Annotated in this window: 20 protein-coding genes and 1 pseudogene; 10 read left to right on the top strand and 11 right to left on the bottom strand. The window is 64.1% G+C overall.

The window, feature by feature from the left end:
* The first annotated feature begins 40 nt into the window (after positions 1–40).
* A complete protein-coding gene (locus J2T23_RS02585) occupies positions 41–1,018 on the top strand; it encodes a nucleoside hydrolase (RefSeq protein ID WP_307356830.1) in 978 nt (325 codons plus the stop codon).
* Complete coding sequence (locus J2T23_RS02580; RefSeq protein ID WP_503128804.1) at positions 1,015–1,860, top strand: D-apionate lactonase family protein; 846 nt, start codon at positions 1,015–1,017, stop codon at positions 1,858–1,860. The genes J2T23_RS02585 and J2T23_RS02580 overlap by 4 nt, the downstream gene beginning before the upstream one ends.
* Positions 1,861–1,886: 26 nt before the next feature.
* Here J2T23_RS02580 and J2T23_RS02575 read toward each other — a convergent pair whose 3' ends face one another.
* Positions 1,887–2,087: a hypothetical protein gene (locus tag J2T23_RS02575; protein ID WP_307356828.1), complete on the bottom strand. Its 201-nt coding sequence runs from the start codon at positions 2,085–2,087 to the stop codon at positions 1,887–1,889.
* Here J2T23_RS02575 and J2T23_RS19955 point away from each other — a divergent pair.
* From J2T23_RS19955 to J2T23_RS02565, 3 genes are all read left to right on the top strand, one after another.
* Entirely contained in the window at positions 2,037–2,675 is a 639-nt protein-coding gene (locus tag J2T23_RS19955; protein ID WP_503128805.1) for a D-apionate lactonase family protein, read from the top strand. The two genes, J2T23_RS02575 and J2T23_RS19955, sit on opposite strands and share 51 nt — an antisense overlap.
* Positions 2,676–2,677: 2 nt before the next feature.
* Positions 2,678–3,439, top strand: a complete 762-nt coding sequence (locus J2T23_RS02570) for an SDR family NAD(P)-dependent oxidoreductase (protein ID WP_307356827.1) — start codon at positions 2,678–2,680, stop codon at positions 3,437–3,439.
* Positions 3,440–3,511: 72 nt separating this feature from the next.
* Entirely contained in the window at positions 3,512–4,645 is a 1,134-nt protein-coding gene (locus J2T23_RS02565; RefSeq protein ID WP_307356825.1) for a serine hydrolase domain-containing protein, read from the top strand.
* 218 nt (positions 4,646–4,863) lie between these two features.
* Here J2T23_RS02565 and J2T23_RS02560 read toward each other — a convergent pair whose 3' ends face one another.
* The 7 genes from J2T23_RS02560 to J2T23_RS02530 form a co-directional block, all read right to left on the bottom strand.
* Positions 4,864–5,622 carry a maleylpyruvate isomerase family mycothiol-dependent enzyme gene (locus tag J2T23_RS02560; protein ID WP_307356823.1) on the bottom strand — a complete coding sequence of 253 codons (759 nt, stop codon included), beginning with the start codon at positions 5,620–5,622 and terminating at the stop codon, positions 4,864–4,866.
* Entirely contained in the window at positions 5,622–6,446 is an 825-nt protein-coding gene (locus J2T23_RS02555; protein WP_307356821.1) for a fumarylacetoacetate hydrolase family protein, read from the bottom strand. The genes J2T23_RS02560 and J2T23_RS02555 overlap by 1 nt, the downstream gene beginning before the upstream one ends.
* A complete protein-coding gene (locus tag J2T23_RS02550; RefSeq protein WP_307356819.1) occupies positions 6,446–7,567 on the bottom strand; it encodes a cupin domain-containing protein in 1,122 nt (373 codons plus the stop codon). Before J2T23_RS02550 ends, J2T23_RS02555 begins: the two co-directional genes overlap by 1 nt.
* A gap of 33 nt (positions 7,568–7,600) precedes the next feature.
* Positions 7,601–9,247 (bottom strand): sulfatase family protein, encoded by a 1,647-nt coding sequence (locus J2T23_RS02545; protein WP_307356817.1) that lies wholly within the window; start codon positions 9,245–9,247, stop codon positions 7,601–7,603.
* Positions 9,248–9,650: 403 nt separating this feature from the next.
* Positions 9,651–9,986 (bottom strand): DUF202 domain-containing protein, encoded by a 336-nt coding sequence (locus tag J2T23_RS02540; RefSeq protein ID WP_307356815.1) that lies wholly within the window; start codon positions 9,984–9,986, stop codon positions 9,651–9,653.
* Positions 9,983–10,342 carry a YidH family protein gene (locus J2T23_RS02535; RefSeq protein ID WP_307356813.1) on the bottom strand — a complete coding sequence of 120 codons (360 nt, stop codon included), beginning with the start codon at positions 10,340–10,342 and terminating at the stop codon, positions 9,983–9,985. The genes J2T23_RS02540 and J2T23_RS02535 overlap by 4 nt, the downstream gene beginning before the upstream one ends.
* Positions 10,343–10,344: 2 nt before the next feature.
* Complete coding sequence (locus tag J2T23_RS02530) at positions 10,345–11,244, bottom strand: formylglycine-generating enzyme family protein (protein ID WP_307356811.1); 900 nt, start codon at positions 11,242–11,244, stop codon at positions 10,345–10,347.
* Between the two features lie 258 nt (positions 11,245–11,502).
* Here J2T23_RS02530 and J2T23_RS02525 point away from each other — a divergent pair, with 258 nt between their 5' ends.
* From J2T23_RS02525 to J2T23_RS02505, 5 genes are all read left to right on the top strand, one after another.
* Positions 11,503–12,117 (top strand): PadR family transcriptional regulator, encoded by a 615-nt coding sequence (locus tag J2T23_RS02525; RefSeq protein ID WP_307356809.1) that lies wholly within the window; start codon positions 11,503–11,505, stop codon positions 12,115–12,117.
* Positions 12,118–12,221: 104 nt separating this feature from the next.
* Complete coding sequence (locus J2T23_RS02520) at positions 12,222–13,991, top strand: sulfatase (RefSeq protein WP_307356807.1); 1,770 nt, start codon at positions 12,222–12,224, stop codon at positions 13,989–13,991.
* 49 nt (positions 13,992–14,040) lie between these two features.
* Complete coding sequence (locus J2T23_RS02515; protein WP_307356806.1) at positions 14,041–15,414, top strand: MFS transporter; 1,374 nt, start codon at positions 14,041–14,043, stop codon at positions 15,412–15,414.
* Between the two features lie 51 nt (positions 15,415–15,465).
* Positions 15,466–17,949, top strand: coding sequence for a beta-glucosidase (locus J2T23_RS02510; protein WP_307356804.1), 2,484 nt, complete (start codon positions 15,466–15,468; stop codon positions 17,947–17,949).
* Positions 17,950–17,957: 8 nt separating this feature from the next.
* Entirely contained in the window at positions 17,958–18,170 is a 213-nt protein-coding gene (locus J2T23_RS02505) for a hypothetical protein (RefSeq protein WP_307356802.1), read from the top strand.
* A 584-nt stretch (positions 18,171–18,754) separates the two neighbouring features.
* On the opposite strand, the pseudogene J2T23_RS02500 reads toward J2T23_RS02505, so the two are convergent.
* The 3 genes and pseudogenes from J2T23_RS02500 to J2T23_RS02490 all read right to left on the bottom strand — a co-directional run.
* Positions 18,755–19,287: pseudogene (locus J2T23_RS02500) on the bottom strand (carbohydrate ABC transporter permease); the annotation flags it as partial.
* 136 nt (positions 19,288–19,423) lie between these two features.
* The gene (locus J2T23_RS02495; protein WP_307356800.1) at positions 19,424–20,395 is read right to left on the bottom strand and encodes a carbohydrate kinase family protein; all 972 of its coding nucleotides are present in this window, start codon (positions 20,393–20,395) and stop codon (positions 19,424–19,426) included.
* A gap of 34 nt (positions 20,396–20,429) precedes the next feature.
* A complete protein-coding gene (locus J2T23_RS02490) occupies positions 20,430–22,025 on the bottom strand; it encodes a glycoside hydrolase family 32 protein (RefSeq protein ID WP_246839697.1) in 1,596 nt (531 codons plus the stop codon).
* Positions 22,026–22,087: the final 62 nt, after the last annotated feature.

Raw genomic sequence — 22,087 nt, 5'->3', positions numbered from 1 at the left:
CTCTCCCTGGACACCTTTCAACGAAGAACGAGGTTTTCCCATGCCGACGCCGACCAGGTCAGGCTCCTTTTCCAGCGATTACGCGCGGGCGGATGCAATGCGCTACCGGGTAATTATCGACAACGACTACGCCGGGGATCCGGATGGCTTCTTCCAACTCGTCCACCACCTGCTCTGCGAATCGGTGGACATTAAAGGCATCATCGGATCCCACCTTCCGATTGATAATCCAATGGACTCGAGTCCGGACTCCGCACAGCATGCTGTCGATGCGGTCGAGGAGGTCCTGGATCTCATGGGGAAGAGGGGCTCGGTGCCCGTTTGGCTCGGCGCGCCCCACGCGCTGAAGGACTCCCGGACGCCCATCCCCTCGCAAGCGTCGGCCGCAATTATTGAGGAGGCGCGCCGCGACGTGGAGTCCCGGCTCTTCATCGCCTGCGGAGGAGGCCTCACCGACATAGCGAGTGCGCTGCTTGAGGCCCCGGACATTGCCGACCGGCTCACCGTAGTGTGGATCGGGGGAGATGACGGCACCGAGCATCAATACCCGGATTTCAATGTAAGCATCGACCCCGATGCTGTTCGAGCAGTGTTGTGCGAGTCCCAGGCGGAGGTCTGGCAAATCCCGTTGAGCACATACGCCACAGCCATCCTGTCGATGACGGAGCTGAAGAAGCGCATCGGACGACAAGGGCCGCTCGGGCAATTCCTTATGGAGCGGCTCCACTGGATGATCGATCTGCATCGCGCTCTGGGCAGGCCCATGGGGGAAACGTACACCATGGGGGACAGCCCCCTCGTGCTTGTAACAGCATTGCAGTCCGCCTTCGGCAGGAGAGCGCTGCACCTGGTGGAACGGCCCGTGCGTCAGCTCGGCGATAACGGGCAGTGGAGCGGAGACGAAGACCCGGCACGCGTCGCGAAGGTCGTCACGCAGATCGACACCCGGCTCCTCTTCGAGGACTTTTTTGCTCGCCTGGAGGAGCACGTCTCAGGCGACTCCGTAAAAACTTCATGACCGCGACCCATGATGATGGCCTGCACGCGCAGACCAGACACCTCCACTACGGCCCCTGGAGCCTAGAGCTCCGCGGAGATGAACTTGCCAACATCCGCCATGCTGACAGGCTGGTGCTGCGTGGTATTCGCGCCGTCGTGCGAAACCACAACTGGCTAACCCTGACGCCACACGTGACACATGAAGAGATCGCACCACTGCCCGGATGCGAGCTACGGCTCACCATCCGATGGGACGGACATGGGGCAGAGTACAAGGGCGAGCTCACGCTGAGCTTCAGCGACACCGCCCTTGAAGTGGAGTTCAATGGGACGGCAGTGAAAGACTTCCGAAGCAACCGCATTGGTCTCATCGTCCTGCACGGGCCTGACAATGCCGGCATACCCTGTGAGGTAACATCGCCGGACGGAGGGAAACTGTCCTCTGCTTTCCCCCTTGGCATCAGCCCCCACCAGCCATTTAAGAACGTCGCCGCCCTGGCATGGGAGCGTGACCAGGTGCGATACCGCCTCGACTTCGATGGTGACGTCTTCGAGACCGAGGACCAGCGCAACTGGACCGACGCTTCCTTCAAGACCTACAGCACTCCACTCGAGCGGCCCTTCCCCGTGAACAATAGGCCCGGCGATCACGTCCGGCAGGCCGTGCGCCTGAGCGTCAAGCACCGCATCGACATCACCGACACAGTCACTGGCAGCGTTCCTGAGCTCGGCACCGCGACCGGTGTGGAGGACGGCGATGTCCGCCCCCGCACCCTTCCGGCCACGTTCGGTCCACTCCTCGCAGAAGTTTCGGCCCGTCCTAACGCAGCGTTCGCCACCATTTCCCCCGCCGAGGCCTGAGCCTGGACGCGCGCGTAGTCGCGGATTCACCCGACGACGTCGAAGAGGTCCTCGCCGCGCTCCAGCCAGGGCTTGTCCGCCGCCTGGCCATCTACAGCGCAACTACCCACGTCACTGAACCCTCGCTGTGGGACGTTCTCGTCCGCGAGGCAAAGGAGCGCCACTTCGACGCGGCCCTGCTCACGGGGGCACGCAGCCACTTCACCGAGCTCAATCGCAACCGTCACGCCATCGAGGCAGACGCCGACGGTATCAGTTACTCCCTAACGCCCCAGATGCACGCGGTTGAACCGCTCTCGGTCGTCGAGACGCTTCCTGTTCAGACTCTTACAGCAGAGAACGCGCTCGAGCTGGGCGACGGCAGGCCACTGCACATCGGGCCGATCACGTTGACTCCACGGTTCAATGCCGTGGCGACCGAACGGCCGACCGCCGAGGAACTCCCCGCACGGCATCCGCTCCGCGACCACAGCTTCGCCGCCGCGTGGCTGCTGGGGAGCATTGCCGCCCTCACCCGCCGGGGCGTTGCTTCGCTCTCTTATGCCTCTGCATCTGACCTTTCAACTCCCGCTGGGACTCTGCTCCAGGAATTATCGGCACTGCGGGGCCTGGACGTTGTGAAGTGCTCAGGGACGACACCAAGCCTCGTCGCCTATCCGGTTCGCACCGCGGAAGGAATGGTGTGCTTCACGGGTAACCTCACCCCCTGGGCAGTCGAGGCTCACATTTCCTATCGCAGCCAAGACCAAGGCCTCGAACTCGCCCCATGGGGTACGGCTGCGCTCCGCTTCCACGGAACAGACGAAGGACAATAGACATGTCACGCACACAGCGACTTGCGGGCAAAACCGCCCTCGTCACCGGGGCTGCTTCCGGCATCGGCCGCGCCGTCGCCACCCGGTTTATCGCTGAGGGAGCTAGCGTATACTTCGCAGATCTCAACCACGATGGTGCCCGCGAAGCTGCCCGTGAGGCCGGGACCTCCCGCGCCGTTGCCCTCGGAGTCGACATCTCTGACGAGCCCAGCGTTGCCGCCGCCTTCGCTGAGGCAACCCAGCACGTCCCACTCGACATCGTCGTCGCCAACGCCGGCGTCCAGCTCTTCGGTCTGGACAACCGCGTCGGAGACCTCGAGCTCGACGTCTGGGAAAGAACCGTGCGGATAAACCAGCGCGGCGCGTTCCTGACCCTCAAGCACGCCGTCCGCGCGATGACAGGGCGCGGCGGGTCCATCATCTGTACCGGCAGCCCCACCGCCGTCGTCGCGTGCGGCCAGACCTTCACCGCCTACTCCAGCTCCAAGGCCGGGGTCCACGGGCTCGCGCGCGTCGTTGCAGCCGACTACGCCGCTGAAGGGATCAGGGTCAACACGGTCGTCCCGGGCTATACGGAAACTCCCCTCGTGCGCACAATCGCCGAAGATCCCGCCCAGCGAGCCGGCCTCGTCAATGCCACCATGCTCCGCCGTCCCGGCAGCGCGGAAGACGTCGAAGGGATCATGGTCTACCTCGCAAGCGACGACAGCGCCTACGCCACCGGCGGTATCTTCACGGTTGACGGCGGACTCACCGCCCTCTAGCGCAGGTCCCACCGAAATATCTTGGCCAACCCTGCACCTCCAGACCAGACAACGACCCTAAAGGAGAACCCAATGACACTTTCGAATCTGGCCGGGGCGCTCAAGGGCACAGCGGATGGCAAACTCGAATCCATCACCGACCGTTTCGCGGGCTACCTTGAAGTTGATCCAAATCTTTCGTTCCAAATGGCCGCCTTTTGCGGCGGCGACTTGGTGCTGGATGTCTGGGGCGGCCCTGATCTTGACGAGCAATCGCTGTCAGTGCCCTATTCCGTATCGAAGAACATTATCGGCGTCGTCGTCGGACTCCTGGTGGAGCGCCAGGCACTTGATCTCGACGCCCCGGTCGCTCAGTACTGGCCGGAATTCGGACAGGGCGGCAAGAAAAAGGTAACAGTACGCCAGCTTCTTTCCCATCAGGCGGGACTGCCGGATCTCTGGCCCAGACTTTCATGGGACGAACTCCTCGACCACCACCGTGCAGCAGACCGACTTGCAGCCGCGGTTCCGGTTTGGCTCCCGGGATCGGCGTTCGGCTATCACGCGCTCACGATCGGCAATTTGGCAATGGAACTTGTCTACCGCGTGTCGGGGGACACGCTGCACGACTATTATGAGCGGGAAGTCCGGCAGCCCCTCGACGCAGACTTCTACTTAGGGCTTCCAGATGGCATGGAGCACCGCCTCAAACCAGTCAAACCAATGGTGCCGCCGCTTGCCCAGCATCCCCGTCCCGCGCCGCACCCGATGCGTTCCTGGCTCTCCGGTCAACGGCCGGGTGGAGATCTGGATCTGGCAAATGACCCACGTTCCCAGCGGTTCGGCCACCCGGCAGCGTCGGCGTCCGGATCAGCCCGCGGAATCGCATCATTGCTTGCCGGCACGATCACCGGACTTGACGGGTCTGCACCATTGCTGGGCATCAACACGATCGCCGCCATCGGGCAGCAGCAAGTGCGAGGCTACGACGAGGTGCTGAATCAGACCGATCGAGCGCATTCAATCGTCTTCCAGAAGCCAAATCTGAAGCTTGCTTGGGGAGGACCGCGCAGCTTCGGACACGACGGTGCGATGGGCGCCGTCGCCTGCGTCGATCCGGACACCGGAGTCGCCTTCGCCTACACGATTTCGCGTGGGCCTTGGCCGGGAGGCGGGGACCCGCGCGCAATCAGCGCAGCTCACGACATCGGGGCCGCATTGTCTTAGCTTACGGCTCCCGTACCGGAGCGGAGCGGGATCCGGCCCAAAGAGCTTGCAGTCGGTACCGCGACCTTGCGGCCCTTTGTCGCCTCCGACGGCGGCTGGTCGGCAGTGTAGCCATCGCCGGCTAAGCCGCCCGGCAGCTTAATAACTAAGCGGACGACGGCGGGAGGCTTCCGCCGTCGTCCGCTTGCTTACCGCTGGCCTGCTTCAGCGCCCGGGTGCTAGATCCACTTGGGCGCCGACCGTGCCGGGGTGACTGGTTCGCCGTCGCGGGTTGCGGTGGTTCCGTGGGTGCCGCGGCCGGTGGCCCATTGGGTGATGGCGGGCAGGGTGCCGGAGACCACGGTGGGTGAGGTGGCTGCGGTGTCCCCGAAGACCATGGCTGAGGGCTGGCCGGTGACCTCGACTACCAGGTCCTTGTCAGTGCCACGGGTGTGCCAGGCTCCGGTGATGTCCTTGAGCAGCCGGGCCAGGACCGGTGCCGGGATGTCGGTGAAGGATGCCCCGTTGTCCAGGTCCACGGCGTGCACCCAGACTTCCCGGGTGCGCATCCAGACGGTTTCCTCAGCCGGGACGGTCCTGCCCTGGACGGTTTTGACCTTGTGGTGCCAGTTGTCCGCCGGCAGGTCGCGCCATTCGACGTTCAAATGCACTGCGGAGTGGTCGAACAGGTTCCGCAGCGCGATTGGCGAGAGGGTGGCGCCGAAATCGATCTCGTGGTTCCGGACCTCCACCGACGGGTACATCGGGGTCTCCACCCCGGTGGCCGCCCACTCCACCAGCCGGGCGATGGCCCGGGCGTTGTAGCCCACGTGGGAAACAACGTGCCGCCGGGTCCAGCCCGGCAGCAGCGAGGCGCCGTCCAGGTCCGCGTCGGCCAGCTCGTTGAGCTTGCGGGCAAAGAACGCGGTGCCGCGCCGGGCCTGGAGCAGCCCGTCGAGCAGGACCGGGTCGGTGGTCTGGTCGTGCCGGGCGACCATCAGGCTTCCTTGACCACGCGGTTGGTCAGCTGGCCCAGGCCCTCGATGGTGGTCACCAGGACCTGGCCTTCCTGCAGGTAGCGCTTGGGGTCCTGGGCGTGGCCCACGCCGCCGGGGGTGCCGGTGGCGATGACGTCGCCGGGGTTCAGGGTGATGATGGTGCTGATGTAGGAGACGAGGAATTCGGGGGTGAACACCAGGTCCGAGGTGGGGGTGGACTGCTGGACTTCCCCGTCCACGGCGGAGGTCATCAGCGGGCCGGCGGTGAATTCGTCCTTGGTGACCAGGGCGGGTCCGAACGGGGTGGACTTCTCCCAGGTTTTGCCCTGGAGCCACTGGATGGTGCGGAACTGGTAGTCGCGCATGGAGACGTCGTTGAGCACGGAGTACCCGGCGATGTGGTCTGCGGCTTCGGCTTCGGGGATGCGGCGGCCGGCCTTGCCGATGACGACGGCGAGCTCGGCTTCCCAGTCCACGGTGTCCGATTCCTGAGGCAGCGCGAGGTCGTCGTTGGGACCGATCAGGGATTCGGCGTACTTGGCGAACAGGGTGGGGTGCTCGGGAACTTCCCGGCCCATTTCCTTGATGTGGTTGCGGTAGTTGTGGCCCACGCAGATGATCTTGCCGGGGGAAGGCACGACGGCGGCGAGGTCGGCGCCGTCCAGGGCATGGGTTGCGCCGTTGGCCGCCTTCGCCGTGGTTTCCCAGTTGGGGTCCTTCAGCAGGGCTCCGACGTCGGAGAAGCCCGGGATTTCGGTGAGGGTGTCGCCGTCCTGGCGGACCGCCTTGGTGCCGTCAGCGGTGCGGAGGGTGAGGAGTTTCATTACTTGGTGCGTCCTTCGATGTAGGTGCGGTTGAAGTTCAGGCGCTCAAAGATGGGCGCGTCGCTGAACCGGAACAAATCAAACTCGGATTCGGCCTGCAGGGACCACGCGGCCCAGGACGGGACCACGAACAGGTCGCCCTTGGCCAGGACCCGGGTTTCGCCGTTGAGGGTCACGGTGCCGGTGCCCTCGAAGACCTGCCAGACACTGGAGCCCACCTCGCGGACGGTCTCGGTCCAGGCGCCGGCGCGCAGGCGGTGGAACTCGGCCCGGATGGTGGGCATGACGTCCCCGCCGGTGGTGGGGTTGGTGTAGCGGACGGCGGCGTGGCCCTGGGACACGGTGGCGGGGTGGCCCTCGTCCTCCAGGAGGAGTTGTTCGCGGAGGGCGGCGTCGGTGTACTTCCACCGGTAGGCGGCGATGGGGGAGTTGGTGGTCTCATCCAGGCCGGAGAGCGGGCGCAGGCCGGGGTGGGCCCAGAGCCGTTCGGAGCGGGAGATGTCCGGGGTGGCCTCGTCCGTGACGCGTTCGGTGCCGAACTCGAAGAATCCGGCATCGGCGTAGTGGACGAATGGGATGTCCAGTCCGTCGATCCAGGCCATCGGCTCATCGGTGTCGTTGTGGTGGCCGTGGAAGTTCCAGCCCGGGGTGAGCAGGAAGTCGCCGCGGGACATCCGGACCGGGTCACCGTTCACCACGGTCCACACGCCCTCGCCCTCGACGACGAAGCGGAAGGCGTTCTGCGAGTGGCGGTGCTCGGGTGCGGTTTCGCGGCCGCCCAGGTACTGGATGGCGGCCCACAGCGTGGGGGTAGCATACGGGGTGCCGGCCAGGCCCGGGTTGGCCAGTGCGATCGCACGCCGTTCCCCGCCGCGGCCCACCGGCACCAGGTCCCCGGCGCGGGCGGCCAGCGGGTACAGGTCATCCCACCGCCACACATGCGACACCGCCTTCGGTGACGGGACCATGGGCATCAGGTCCGCGATCTCCGTCCACAGCGGAATCAGGTTCTCCTTGTCGAAATCCTTGTACAGCTGCTCCAGCTGGGCAGCCTCCTCGGGGGTGGGCTCGGGAACGTGGTGTTCCTGCGCGACGGAGTCGTGCGTGGCGTGTTCGGTCATGAGATTTCCTTTGGTTTAGATCGCACGTGTGGTCTAAGTAGCTGATGCAGCTTGTCCGCTGAAGATCACGGGGACCTCGACACTTGGTTCGAAACCCAGACGCCAGGCGCGGACCCACAGTTTGGTTCCTTCCGGCAGCCGGACCGGTCCTGTATATAGCTGCCAGCGCCGGCCATCCTGTTGCGGGGCTCCAGTTATCTCCTCCAACGGGGCAAGAGGGGTTACCTGGCCGCCGGGATGGTCGACTGTCCATCCGATGGAGGCACCTTCCGTTGCGCAGACAGCCCGAAGGCCATCCGCGGTGAGCATCAGCTCAGGGGCATCCGTTTGCTGCGACCGCCCTGCCGGTCTCCACTGGTTCATCAATTCACGTTCAGGCACCATTCCCAGGTCGCCGTATTGTTCCTGCCAGTGAGCGAGTGCTGAGCGCAGCCGCTGGAGGGGGTGCGTGTGCTCCTGGTCTGCGACGAGGTTGGTTGTTTCGTAAGGATCGGCGATGACGTCATAGAGTTCCTCGGAGGGTCGGTTGGCCGCAACGACACTGCGCTGTAGATCCGTCAACAGGTCCGGGGTCAGTCCGTGTTCCAGCTGTTCGGCCTCTTGGGAGGCCAGGCTCCGGAATTCCTCCCAGGTAGCCAGGTGGTCTGTGTACTTCAGGTGCTCCATCGCGGAGCGGTCTGGGTGGTAATGCCGGATGTATCGGTAGCGGCGGTCTCTCACGGAACGGGAGGTGTCCTCGGCCTCGTCCATGCGGTCCCTTCCCGCGAAAACAAACTGGTTCGGTTCCTCGACGAATGTTCCATCATGGTCGAACAGCGGGACTCCATGCATGTGTGCAGGCACAGGGAGCCGACTTGCAGTAAGCATGGTAGGAGCAAGGTCCATCGTGTGGACGAGCTCTGGGCGGACCGTGCCGGGAGGAATTGTGCCGGGCCAGCGGACGATCAGCGGTTCGCGGAGACCAGCTTCGTTGGGCCAGCGTTTCGCCCGCGGCATGCCGACGCCGTGGTCGCTCCAGAACACCACGATGGTGTTTTCGGCCAGTCCGTCATCGTCCAGCTGCTCCAGGAGGTTGCCCACCCAGTGGTCCATCTCTGTGATGAGGTCCGCGTATCTCGCCCAGGCCCGGCGGAATACCAGGGTGTCCGGGTAGCACGGGGGGAGCGGGGCTTGCCCAGGGTCGTGACGGTCTTCTTTCTTGACGTTCCGGGTGGTGTCGGTGAATGCTTCCTCGTCCAGGTAGATTCTGGATTCATGGGTCGCCATCCCGTGGAAGGCAGCGAAGAACGGGGTCTCCGGGGTTGGCCGGTTTCGCCAGTGCGCGGTGCTGCTGCAGTCATCAAAGACCGTCGGAGGTGTGACGACCTGGAAGTCTGTGAAGGCGTTATTGGTGCAGTAGTACCCGGCCTGCCGGAAGTATTCGGGCAAGAGGTGGACCTCGGGCGGCAGGACAGCTTTGGTGCGCATGTGCATCGTGCCGATGGCCGTCGGAAAGCAGCCGGTCATGATCGCCGAGCGCGCTGGGGCGCATACTGGGGCGGATGCGAAGGCGTTGTCATAACGGGCGCCCTCGGCGGCGAGCCGGTCGAGATTCGGCGTCACTGCATACTCGGCTCCAGGCCAGACGCCTTCGTAGCAGCCTAAATCCGGGTTGATGTCATGCGTCGAGATCCAAAGCACATTTGGTGGCTTCAATTGCAACTACCTGTTTCTCATTGTTGATCGTCCCTGCTGATCTTGGCCTGGCTGTTCGCTTTGACTGCAATCAGGAGGACGTTCTTATCCACTTCATCGTGTCGGGGTGCCAGCAAGAACGGCGTGCCGTCGATCACATACTAAACCCAGTTTAGCTTTCAATACAATATGCAGTTCAGTATTCATCCGCCGTTAGGAACGGCGGATGTCGCCGGATGGGCGACGCGTAGAGGAGTGCTGTACATGGGGCCAATGAACCCGCTGCGGCGAGCTTCCGATTCCCCGTGCGGAGGGGTTGCACAGACCGTCAGAAGGAGGCCGGGCAAGAGGCCTTTTCCAAAAGAAATCCAGGATCCACGAGGCCGGACAGGGGCTGTCGATATGCCTCTTATGTGCCCAGGAGTATCGAAGCGATGGTGGCGGCACCCACGGTGATGATGGCAGCGGTAGCTGTGCGGAGGACGGCGGCCCTGGGTGCCTTTTGGTCGCGTAGGCTGGCATTGCGTTTAAGGATGCAGGCTCCGAGAACCGCGGTCGCGGCTGCGGCTGCGGCTGCCGCGATGCCGAGGCCGACGGAGGAGCCTGCGATATGACCGCCGTGGTAGGCGAGGGAGGTTGTCCAGGCACGCCAGATAAGGGAGTCGGAGACGATCATCGCCAGGAAGGTGCGTCGCCAGGCGAGTGCGGTCCGTTCTGGCTGCAGCCCTGGGTCGCGTGGTGTCACCGGAGGAGGATGAGAACAGCGACGACGGTGCCGGCCAGCGCGACGACGGTCGTCATCGCCACGAGCAGCCAGGCGTGGGGGAGTTCCTGTTTTTGGCGCATGGCTTGTTCCTGCAGGGACCAGCGCCGGTAGGCTTCCCAAGCCAAGGTTGAACCGATGACGGCGAGCACGAGGCACAGGAAGATCCGGACCGGGGGTGGGGCGATCTGCGGGGTGAGTTGGTCGACGGCGATGGCGCCGGCGAGGATGGCCATCGCAGTGCGGATCCAGGCGAGAAAGGTGCGCTCGTTGGCGAGGGAGAAGCGGTGATCGGGCATCTCCCCGTCGCGCCGCCATCGCGGTTCCTTGATCTTCACTATCACATTGCCACCGTCCGGAAGCCGCAGTTTCCGCTGGAGGATTCAGGCGTGTTTGAGGTGCGGGCGGCGACGCGGTACCTGTTGCAGTAGGACTCGTGGCATAGGTAGGAACCGCCACGCATCACCCGCCCCGCCCCGATTGTTGGACCCTGGGGGTTTTGCCGGGGTGATGATCGGTAGTACTTCGGAAGGAACCAGTCGTTGCACCACTCCCATACGTTTCCCGCGACCTCGTAGAGCCCGTGGCCGTTGGCGGGGAAAGACTTCACGGGAGCTGTACCAAGGAAGCCGTCATCCTGTGTGTTCGCAGTCGGGAATGTTCCCTGCCATTTGTTGCAGCGATGCTCTCCACCGGGCGTGAGCTCGTCACCCCACGCGTACCGCTTCCCCTCGAGCCCACCGCGGGCGGCGTATTCCCATTCCGCCTCGGTCGGCAGACGCCGACCGGCCCACTGGCAGTACGCCTGCGCGTCATTCCAGGAGACATGAACGACCGGGTGTTCGGGGATGCTCTGCCAGGAAGAGGACAGCCCCCCTGGGTGGGCCCAGTCCGCGCCTCGGACGTTGATCCACCACGGCGCCCCGGCCGCGCGTCCGAGAATGTCGGCCTCCGGCGCTGCGACGAGGAGGTGGAAGACTGCCGAGCTGCCGTACTGCTCCGCCTCCGTGCGGTAACCCGTGGCGCCCACGAACGCCGCGAACATTCCGTTCGTCACCGCCGTCGCATCAATCCTGAACGCCTCCAGCTCCACCTCGTGGATAGGGCCTTCCCCGTCGCTCGGGTAGCCTTCTCCGAATGCGTCGCCCATGAGGAACGCACCTGCCGGGACTGCCGCCTCCTGATGTATGGGTGCTGCTGTCGAGGGCCCTTTTGGCGAGGCCGAGACGGCTGGTTCCATGTCTTGCTTTGTGGCCGGGCGGGTACTTGCTTCGCCGTTGGGCGTGCAGCAACTGGGGCTGGTCCCCGGGTTGTGGCAGTCCATGGTCCTCCTGCAGTTAGGCGGGGTCCCCTGTCGGGTACTCCCTTGGAGCCTTCTCTACTATGCGGCCGCGAGTAACCATTCCACAAGTACTATTGACGGACGATTCCACTTGTGTCATCCTCGATGAAGGCGAGGTGATCCACCTCACGACCCAACAGATCTTCGGAGGCATCAATGAAGATGGAGAGCATCCTCCTCGGAGTGCTCCTCGAGCACCCCAGCACCGGGTACGACCTCAAAAAGTACCTCGACACCCACGGCCGCTTCCTGCGCTCCAACACCCAGATGAGCCAGGTGTACCGTTCGCTGAACAGCATGGAAAAACAGGGCTGGGTTACGCATGAGCTCGATCCCCGTCCCGGCGCCCAGGATGCGAAGACCTACCGGGTGACGCAGGAAGGGGCCACCGTCTTCCTTGACTGGCTCACGGGACCGTACCAGCCGCCGTCGCGCTTTCAGGATCCCGAACTGAGTGTTCGTCTGACCTTCTCGGGGTTCATGAGCGCTGAACAGCTTCTCCACATCCTCGATACCGAAATCGAGACTCGGCAGTCAGAAATTGCCCGGTACCGCAACCGCGACCGGAGGCAGGTCTGGGCCCCGACCATCCCGTTTGACGCCGAACTTGCCAATGCCGTGGGGGAGCGCATGCATCTGATGGGTGCTGCGGCCGTCGACGCCCATGTCACTGCCATGATCGAGCTCCGCCGCGATCTGCTGGACGGGAAGTTGTCTTCCCGCTCACTCACCGCACTGCCCGGGGATGAGCTCCCAGCAGAACCCCGCTGACAAACCCGCGGATCCTTCCCTGGCACCCGGTTTCCTGAAACTGACGGCGGCTTGATCGCACGTCTGCTCTGCCCACCTTACTTTTTGTATCTGAAAGGATTCCCATGCGGGCCATCATCCTGATGTTCGACAGCCTCAACCGGCACATGCTTTCCCCCTACGCAGCCGACACCATCGTGCAGGCACCCAACTTCGCCCGGCTCGCGGCCAAGGCGACGACCTTCGACAACTTCTACGCCGGGTCCATGCCGTGCATGCCCGCTCGACGGGAAATGCACACGGGCCGGTACAACTTCCTGCACCGCTCCTGGGGACCGCTCGAGCCCTTTGACGACTCCATGCCCGAGCTTCTGAAGCAGGCCGGCGTCCACACCCACCTGGTGTCCGACCATCCGCACTACTGGGAGGACGGCGGCGCCACCTACCACCCCCGCTACAGCACGTGGGAATTCTTCCGCGGCCAGGAAGGCGATCCCTGGAAGGGCGTCGTTGAGCCGGCAATCGATGGCGGGGACTGGCGGTCGCAGATGAAGCGGCAGGACCTGATCAACCGTTCCTACATGGCAACGGAAGAGGAACACTCACAGACCAGGACCGTTGACGCCGGGCTTCACTTTCTCGACGTGAACAAGGACGCGGACAAGTGGATGCTCCAAATTGAGCTGTTCGACCCCCATGAGCCGTTCTTCACCCACGAGGCCTACAAGGCGATGTACCCGCACCAGTACGACGGACCGGAGTTCGACTGGCCCGGCTACCAAAAGGTCAGCGAATCACCGGACCAGGTGGAGCACGCCCGCTACGAGTACGCGGCGCTGGTTTCCATGTGCGACAAGTCCCTCGGCCGGATCCTCGACGCGATGGACAAGGACAACCTCTGGGAGGACACCCTCCTGCTGGTCAACACCGACCACGGTTTCCTGCTGGGCGAGCACGGCTGGTGGGCCAAATCCGTCCAGCCCTGGTTCAACGAACTGGTCCACCTGCCGATGTTCCTCTGGGATCCCCGCACCGCCGGCCGCGACGTCCGCAGGGGAGCCCTGGCACAGACCATTGACATCGCCCCCACCATGCTGCGCTACTTCGGCCTCGAACCCACCCCGGACATGCAGGGGCAGGACCTCGCCCTGGTTATGGAAGACGACTCCGCTGAAGTCCGTGACGCTGCCTTGTTCGGGATCCATGGTGGCCACGTCAACGTCACCGACGGCCGGTACGTCTACATGCGCGCTGCAGCCGACCCCGGCAACGCCCCGCTGGAGGACTACACCCTGATGCCCACCCACATGCGCAGCCGCTTCGCCGTCCCGGAACTGACCGATTGGCAACCCGCCAAACCGTTCGGTTTCACCAAGGGCTTGAGGACCATGTGCGTGCAGGCCCGGTCCTTCATGAACCCATGGACCCACGGAACGCTGCTGTTTGATCTCGAAAACGATCCCCAGCAGAAGAACCCGCTCACAGACGATGAGACGGAACTGCGCATGCTGCGGCTGCTCGTGGAACTCATGCACGCCAACGAAGCTCCTGCAAGCCAGTTCGAACGCCTCGGACTGCCCGCCGTCGGCGAACCCGCAGGGGAGCACCTGCTGGTCCGGAAGCAGGCCGATCGCGCACGCCTGGCCCTGGAACCACTGCCCGCCCTGGAGTCCCTCCCCGGCGGGGGAGCAGCGCTGACAGTCCCGGTCCTCGAACTCCTCCAGGACCCCCAGGCGCGCAACGTCCTGGAAAGGCACCTGCCGGACCTCGTCAGCACCGAACTGGTCAACCTTCCGGCGCAGCTCACCCTCCACCAGCTCGCAGCAGTCGCCGCTGTCCCGGCAGCCGTCCTCGGTCCCATTGCCGAAGCACTCACCGCCGTACCCACGGCCTGACACCACTCAAACCAGTCCATCACCTGGCAACGAAGACAGGATCCCTTCAATGAGCACCCACCAGAGCCCCACAACCCCCGTCCAAAACACGAGCTCAGCCACCCCGGTGGAAGGCTCAGCCCAGGCCCGCCACGTCCCGCACCGGTGGCGCAACCTTGCCGTCCTGACCGGTGTCACCGTCGTCGACAACACCGAAGCAGGCCTGAGCACCACCCTGTTCCCGACCATCGCAGCGGCGCTTAAGCTGCAAAGCAGCCACCTCGGGCTGCTGGCAGCCCTGGGCAAACTCGTCGCTGTACCCGCCGGTCCCGCCTGGGCCTGGCTGGCAGGAAGAATCGGACGCCGCAAAGCCCTGGTCGCCACAACCTTTGTCGGCGGCGCCTTCGGAATCGCCGCCGGCTTCTCCCAGGACTTCGTGCAGCTGCTGGTCTTCAACACCCTGATGTCCGCAGCCATCATCGGCGGCAGCCCGATCGCGAACGCCATCATCGCCGACTCCTTTGATGACAGCCAGCGCGGCAAGGCCGCAGGCTACTTCTACGGCTTCATCAGCCTCATCAGCTCATTCATCGGCCCCCTCATCGCGCTCTTCACCGGACTGACCGATGGCTGGCGGTACGGCATGTGGGCCATTGGCGCCATCTGCATCGCCGCAGGCCTGCTCGTCATGTTCTTCCTCAAAGACCCCGGAGTGGGCGCGTCCGAAAAGCAACTCGCAGACCTCTCAGGACGCGAAACGCTGGCCCCGAAGGTAACCGCCGGCACCGTGCTCTCCCTGTTCCGCATCCCCACCTTCTCCGTCATGATGATCTCCCGCCTGCTGTCCGGCCACCTGCTGATCGTGATCTTCGGTATTCAGTTCCTCGTCGCCGAACGCCACTTCACCAACGCCGTGGCCGCCATCGTGCTCCTGCCCTTCGGACTGGGCTACTTCGCCGGAACCGCCGGCGGCGGCTGGCTCATGGCACTGCTCGACCGCATCCTCCCAGACCGCGGCCGCGTGGCCTACCTGCAGGGTGCGCAGGTTCTCTTCGCCGTCGTCGCGTTTTTCGCCACGCAGTTCAACTACGACAACATCGGCATCTACGGCATCTTCTGGGCACTGATGGGCTTCGCGCAGGGCGCCAACCCGCCAGCGAACCGCCCTATCGTTGCCGCCGTCGTCCTGCCCGAACTCCGCAACCAGGCCTTCGCCATCTTCCTGACCGTCTTCGAAACCATCGGCTGGGCTGTCTTCTCCCTTGGCGCGGGCGCACTCGCAGCATCGCTCGGTATCCAGACAGTGTTCCTCTGGACCCTCGTCATCCTGATGCTCGTCAATGCAGTGGTCCTCACCGCCCTCTACGGCTGCTATCCCCGGGACGTCACCAAGGTCCGCGACATCCTCGAAACCCGCCGCCAGGAAGCACTCCAGCAGGGCTGACCGCCCCCGCACCCACCCTTTCCACTAATGCATAGGAACAGCTACCAGCCCATGGAAACGCTCAGCGCACAGGAAACTTCCAACACAGCCATCGACGACCGCCTCCAAGCCCTCCTGCCCCAACTGACGCTTGAGGAAAAGGTCCAGTTGCTGACCGGCCGCGACTTTTGGACCACCTGGCCGATGGAAAAGATTGGGCTGCGCCGCATCCTGGTCTCCGACGGCCCCACCGGCGTCCGCGGAGAAGTATGGGACGAACGCCAGCCCTCCATCAATTTCCCCTCCGCCACAGCCATCAGCTCCACCTGGGACCCCGCCATCGCTGACCGTCTCGGTGCGGCATCCGCCGTCGAGGCGAGGCACAAGGGTGTCGACGTGGTCCTCGGGCCCACTATCAACCTGCACCGTTCGCCCTTGGGTGGCCGGCACTTCGAAGCCTTCAGCGAAGACCCCGTCCTCACCGCCGATCTTGCGGCGGCCTATGTCGCAGGCGTTCAGCGCAACGGTGTCGGGGCGACCCCGAAACACTATGTCGCCAACGATTCGGAAACCGACCGGTTCACAGTGGACGCCATCGTGGACGAGCGTCCCCTGCGCGAGTTGTACCTGCTGGCGTTCGAGAAAGCCGTCGTCGAGTCGCGCGCCTGGTTGGTGATGAGTGCCTACAATTCGATCAACGGGACCACGGCAACCGAGAACGATCTCCTCGAAACGCCGTTGAACAGTGAATGGGGTTTCGACGGGGTCGTGATCAGCGACTGGACCGCCGTGCGCAGCGTCGATGCCGCCAAGGCTTCTCAGGACCTCGTCATGCCGGGACCCGATGGTCCCTGGGGTGATGCACTGGTTGCAGCAGTTCGGTCAGGGGAAGTTGATGAAGCCAGCATCGACCGGAAGGTCCTGCGGATCCTGCAGCTCGCCGCCCGGGTCGGCGCCCTTGAAGGGTTCGAACCTGTCAGCGCCGTGCCCGTGGATCGGGAGGACCTGGTGGCTTTCACCCGGGAAGCCTCCGCTGCGGGGACTGTGATGGTGAAGAACGACGGCGTGCTGCCGCTGGACCCAGCCGCAGTGGGCACGATCGCAGTGATCGGACATAATGCCAAGTACGCCCGGACCCAAGGTGGTGGGTCCGCGACCGTGCTGCCGGAGAAGGTTGTCACCCCTCTTGATGGGATACGCGCCGCGTTCGGTGCAGAGAACGTCACGTTCAGCACCGGGGCCATCGTCCAGGAAGGCGTGGCCGAACTGCCCCTGGCGCAGATGACCAACCCCGCCACCGGCGCACCCGGTCTGCGGGTTGCGTTCCTCGACGCCGACGGCAACGAGCTGTTCACCGAAGAGCGCCGGTCCAGTGCCCTCGTCTGGTTCGGCGGAGACGCCCCCATCCGGGAATCCTCCACTGTCCGGCTGCACACCAGCTACACACCGGAGGAAACAGGATCCATTCGCCTGGGCGCCGCCACCGTCGGCCGAGCACGAATTCACGTCAACGGAGTCCTGGTCCACGAAGCCAACATCGAGGTGCACGGCAAAGACATTGCGGAATCCTTCCTCGCCCCGCCGTCATCAACCGTCGAAATCCCCGTCACCGCAGGGGTTGCTTTGGACGTCCTGGTGGAACTGGACACCTCTGAGCGGACAGGCCCGCTGGACAACGCCCTGAGCGTCACCATCGGCACCGAACCGGCCGATCTTGACCCCGAGGTGCTCATCATCGAGGCAGCGAATGCCGCGCGGGAAGCGGACGTCGCCGTCGTCGTTGTCGGTACAAACTCCCGGGTCGAGTCCGAAGGCTACGACCGTAGCACCTTGAACCTGCCCGGTTATCAGGACCGGCTCGTGCACGCCGTGGCCGCGGCGAACCCGCGCACCATTGTGGTCGTCAACGCAGGCTCGCCAGTCATCATGCCGTGGCGGCACGAGGTCGCATCGACCCTGATCGGCTATTTCGGCGGCCAGGAGTTCGGTAACGCCTTAGCCGACATCCTCACGGGCAGGACCGAGCCGGGTGGCCGCCTGCCCACCACCTGGCCGGCCACCCAGGGAAGTGTGCCGGTCCTGAACACGACCCCGGATTCCGACGGAAAGCTTCGGTACGACGAGGGTATTCACATCGGCTATCGCGCCTGGCTCAAGGCAGGAGCCACGCCCGCCTACGAGTTCGGCTACGGCCTCGGCTACACCACCTGGTCCCTCGACAGCGTCGAAGGACCGGCGGACCCCGTTACCTCGGGTGACAGCGTGCCTCTGAAGGTCTCCCTGACAAACACTGGCGAACGAGCCGGCAAGCAGGTCATCCAGGTTTATGCAGAGAAGAAAGACTCCGCTGTGGAGCGGCCTGTCCGCTGGCTCGTCGGGTCGGCACCGGTCTGGGCAGGCCCCGGCGAACATCTCTCAGTAGACCTGCAGATCCCCACCCGTCTACTTGCTTACTGGACCAATGGGTGGAACTACGACCCCGGCAATTATCAGCTCCGGGCCGGCTTCTCCGTCACGGACCTGCCCTCCGCGACGACCGTCGCTCTGAAACCATGACAACGGCGATGCAGCGACAAACCTCTCCCGGCATGGTCGAGGTCAACGTTAACGACAGCTCCGACGTGGACCACGCCTTGACCGAGGCCATCAAGGCGATCAGGGACGCAGCCATCCGTCACCAAACCGGGATCATGGTGACCAGGGTAGCGCCCGGCCGGTACATCGTGCGGGCCCACCCAGCCGTTCCATTCGGCCTGACACGCCAACAACACGAATAGGGAACTCCTGCGCTTTTGGCGTCGGCAGCAGCCGATGTCGACACCAAGAGCGCGGGCATGCTCCACGAACTGGTGCCATGCTGACTCCTGTCAGCTGCTCAGGCCGGAGCTTGGACACGGGCAACGAGAGGCACTTAGCGCGTCGAAGGAAGCTCAAAAGAGGGTGTGGACATTGTCCACACCCTTGGCTCCGGATCGGCTCTTACCGTCTTCGAACTGCCCCGGATTCGGCATGTTTTCGCGGCTTCCCAGTGTTTTCAAGGGCTGGAATGTAGTTCGAGTCCCACCTCGGGCACAGCAAATCCCCTCGTCGAAGGGGCTTTTTGCTTTAACTTTGTCAGATAGTTTGAGTATCGTCGCTCTGGTCCACCTGCCGTGAGAGGGGGTCTGGACCTTCCTCGTTCAGGTTATGTCCGGTGGGCCGGCGGTGGCCTTACATCTATGCATTCGCCGGGGGAGCGGGGCGACATGAAGGGCCCTCATCTTGATACCGCGCCGGACGAGATAGGCGCGGGAACTTCTGGCCGTGCCGTCCCCAGATGATGCACCACACTGCGTGAACGTGTTTCTTTCCTGCAGCACCGCTATTTGCTGGCGCCGGCGGTGAGGCCTTCTCGCCGGGTTCGTTGGCCGAAGATGAAGACGACCAGTGCCGGCAGCATGGACAGGATCACGCCGGCGAGGACCACCGAGATGCTGCCGGTGGCGAGGTTGCCCTGGAGCGTGACCAGGCCGAGGGGAAGGGTGAAATTCTGTTCGCTGATGGTGAGGACCAGTGGCCGGAAGAATTCGTTCCAATGGAAGTTGAAGGCGAGGATCCCGACCATCACCATGCCGGGGACCGCCAAGGGGACGTAGACCGAACAGAAGATCCGCCACGGCCCGGCACCGTCCAGGGCGGCTGCTTCGGCGAAGTCGTTCGGCAGGCCAAGGAAGTACTGGCGCATCAGGAAGGTGCCGAATGCTATGGGAATGGCTGGCAGGATCAGGGCCAGCAAGGTGTCGGACAGGCCCATTCCACGGATCAGCATGAACACCGGTCGTAGCCGGCCAGGGTGGCCGACGCCATCTGGCCAAGTGCGATCAGTTCGGTCACCATGGCGCTGTTCAGGGTGAGTTGCGCAAACCTCCTGCTGGACCGCAGCGAATGCGCAGGGGCTTGGTGCTCCGGTGCCTTTTCAGACGCCATTGTTGGCTCCTCCTAGCAGGGTAAACGGCGTCCTTTACTTTTGTTGACCGCAGGGTCGTTTTGTTTATGCCTGGTCGCATGCGAAAGCGGGTGATGCGGAGGCGTGTGCTTCGACAGCAGCTGTCAGTTCGTCCAGAGTGGGCGGGTTCGCACCGGCGCGCTGCACGGTGATGGCCGCTGCTGCGGCTGCTGTGCGTCCCAGCTGCTCCATGACGGCGGGGGCAAAGCCCTCGGTTCCGCGGGTGAGCAGGCCCAGGATCAGTGCGGCCATGTAGGAGTCGCCGGCGCCGATCGTGTCCGCCACCGTCGCTTTGACGGCGGGAATGGTGATGCTCGCGGACGGCGAGGTGAATTGGGAGCCGGCAGCACCCTTGGTTATCACCGCCAGCTTGGCGCCGAGGCGGAGGATGTGCTCAGCGGTTTCTTCCAGTGTTTTCGCGGGGTAGAGCCACTGGGCGTCCTCGTCGCTGAGTTTAACGACGTCGGTCAGTGCGCCGATTGCTTCGAAGGTTGCCTTCGCTTCGGCGTGGCTGCCAAGCAGCGATGGCCTGATGTTCGGGTCGTAGGTGATGGTGCAATGCTTGTGGGCTTGTTCGAGCAGGGTTTTGACGGCACCGGCGCCGGGGTTGAGGAAGGTGGCGATGGAACCGGTGTGCAGGATTTGGGGGAAACAGGCAGGCGTTGCTCTTGGCAGCTGCCAGCGGATGTCGAAGTCGTATGCGGCGGATCCGTCGGGTCCGAGGGTTGCGGTCGCTGTTGGGGTGCGGATGAGGGACGTTGATCCGGGCAGAAGTGTTACTCCTGCCCGTTGGAGGTGGTTCTCTATAGCTTTTCCCCGTGCATCGGGGGCGATGGCCGTGAGCAGGCCCGTGGTGACCCCCAGGAGACCGAGGCCATAGGCGACATTGGCGGGCGATCCGCCAGGATGCTCAACCTGGCTGTCCGGGGTGGTGACCACGTCGATCAGCGCTTCGCCGACAACGACGACGTCAAATGGCTGCTGGACGTCTGGGCAGGCTGCTTTGAGGTAATCCATGTTTGTCTCTCGGGCAGTGTTGAGTGGGGAGCGGCTAAGTCGTCGCGTTGATCTCGTTGATCGTGAGGTCACTGAAGGTGGCCGTTCCATCGTTGGCGTAGAGCCGGATGTTGTTGTCACCTTCCAGGGGAAACACGCGGTGTGAGTGCACCACCCGTCCGTCTCCGACGAACATTTCGACGCTGGTCCGGTCCACCAGGAGGCGGAGTGTGAGGCGCCCTGCCGAGGGATCGATGGGTGTTTGGCTTTCCCCGCCAGTGGGGTTGATGGTGGGTCGCCGGTTGACGTAGGCGAAGGGGCCGCGGAGGAATGCACCGGCGGCGACGTGCCGGCCGCCACCGGATGCACGGCAGATCTCAAGGCCGATGTTGGACGGAGGGGCCGCCGGGTCCCATACAAGTTCACAGGTCAGGTCATAGGCCGGTGAACTGATATCGAGGTCATGGGTTCCCGTGACCTTGACGTCCCCCAAGTGGTGGGTGCGTTTGATGTGGTTGGCCAGGCCGGTGGTGGGGGTTGAGACGAGATGGTAGCTTCCGTCTGCCTTCTTGAGCCGGATGTCGCGCACGATCATGTCATCACCGTTGTACGCGTCGGTCGCCAGGGTGGGGGTGTTGTGGGGGTAGTCCCAGAAGTTCGCCCAGCCAAGCGCCCTGCGCAGGGTGGCATCCTCCGCGCCGGACGCGTCGTGGTGGGGATAGGTCACTGCTCCGTAGAAGTCATAGCCGTAGTCCAGCCATTCCGGCTCGGCATGGTCGGGAGCGAACGTGATTCCGTTGAAGGCTCCTGTCCAGTAGGCGTAAGTGGCCGGCAGTCCACGGCCTTTGCCGTTGGCGCTGGTGCCCAGGATCCAGTGCGAAGTACCGTCGTCGGCGGTCATGCGGAAAAGGTCCGGGCACTCCAGCAGCCCCAGGTCCGTGCGGACGAATTCGCCGACCCGCCGCCAGGAACGCAGGTTGGGAGACGTGTAGAAGCCGAGCTTCTGCCCTTCGGCGTTGACCATGAACCACTGCCCGCGGTCGGCGTCCCAGATGACTTTCGGGTCGCGGAAGTCCTGTACACCTGGGTTTGGAAGTACCGGCGCCGTGCCACCAGGTTGGAACGAACGCCCACGGTCAGTTGAATACCAGAGGTATTGGGCCTGGCGGCCCTGGGGTGCCTGGGTCACGAGGGCTACGACGGCGTTTTCACCGTAGCCGGCAGTGTTTCGTTCGTCGATGACAAGGCAGCCTGACCAGCAGTCACCGTTGCCGTTGCTGAACTTGGGGATGGCCACGCCACGGTCGCGGAAGGAGACGTGGTCGGTGGTGGTGGCACGGCGCCACGATGTGCCGCCGCCGCCCTGGAGGTAATCGGCGTTGTAGAGGTAGTAGTAGTGGTATTCGCCGTCAATGTAGATGGGCCGCTGGGGGTCGTTCTTCCAGTTGTCGGGGACGCTGAAGTGATAGGTCGGGCGCATGCGGGTTGGTCCTTTGTAGGGCGGCTTGGCCGGTGCGGTATCGGGAGCATTCGGGGGTGCCGCTGTCGCTGACTGGGCGAAGGGCATTGAGAGTGCGAGCGATCCGGTGAGGACAACGGCCCCGCTTCCGTTCAGGAGGGCACGCCGGGATACGGCGGGTGAATTTTCCATCAGTTACCTTTCGGCGGGCAGCGTCGGTGCTGCCTGGGCGTGAATCTTGATGTTTTGGGACG

It is taken from the genome of Pseudarthrobacter niigatensis, from assembly GCF_030812615.1.
Classification (GTDB): Bacteria; Actinomycetota; Actinomycetes; order Actinomycetales; family Micrococcaceae; genus Arthrobacter; species Arthrobacter niigatensis.
Note: the sequence above shows the minus strand (reverse complement) of the source record. Positions and strands in the feature narration are given on the sequence as shown.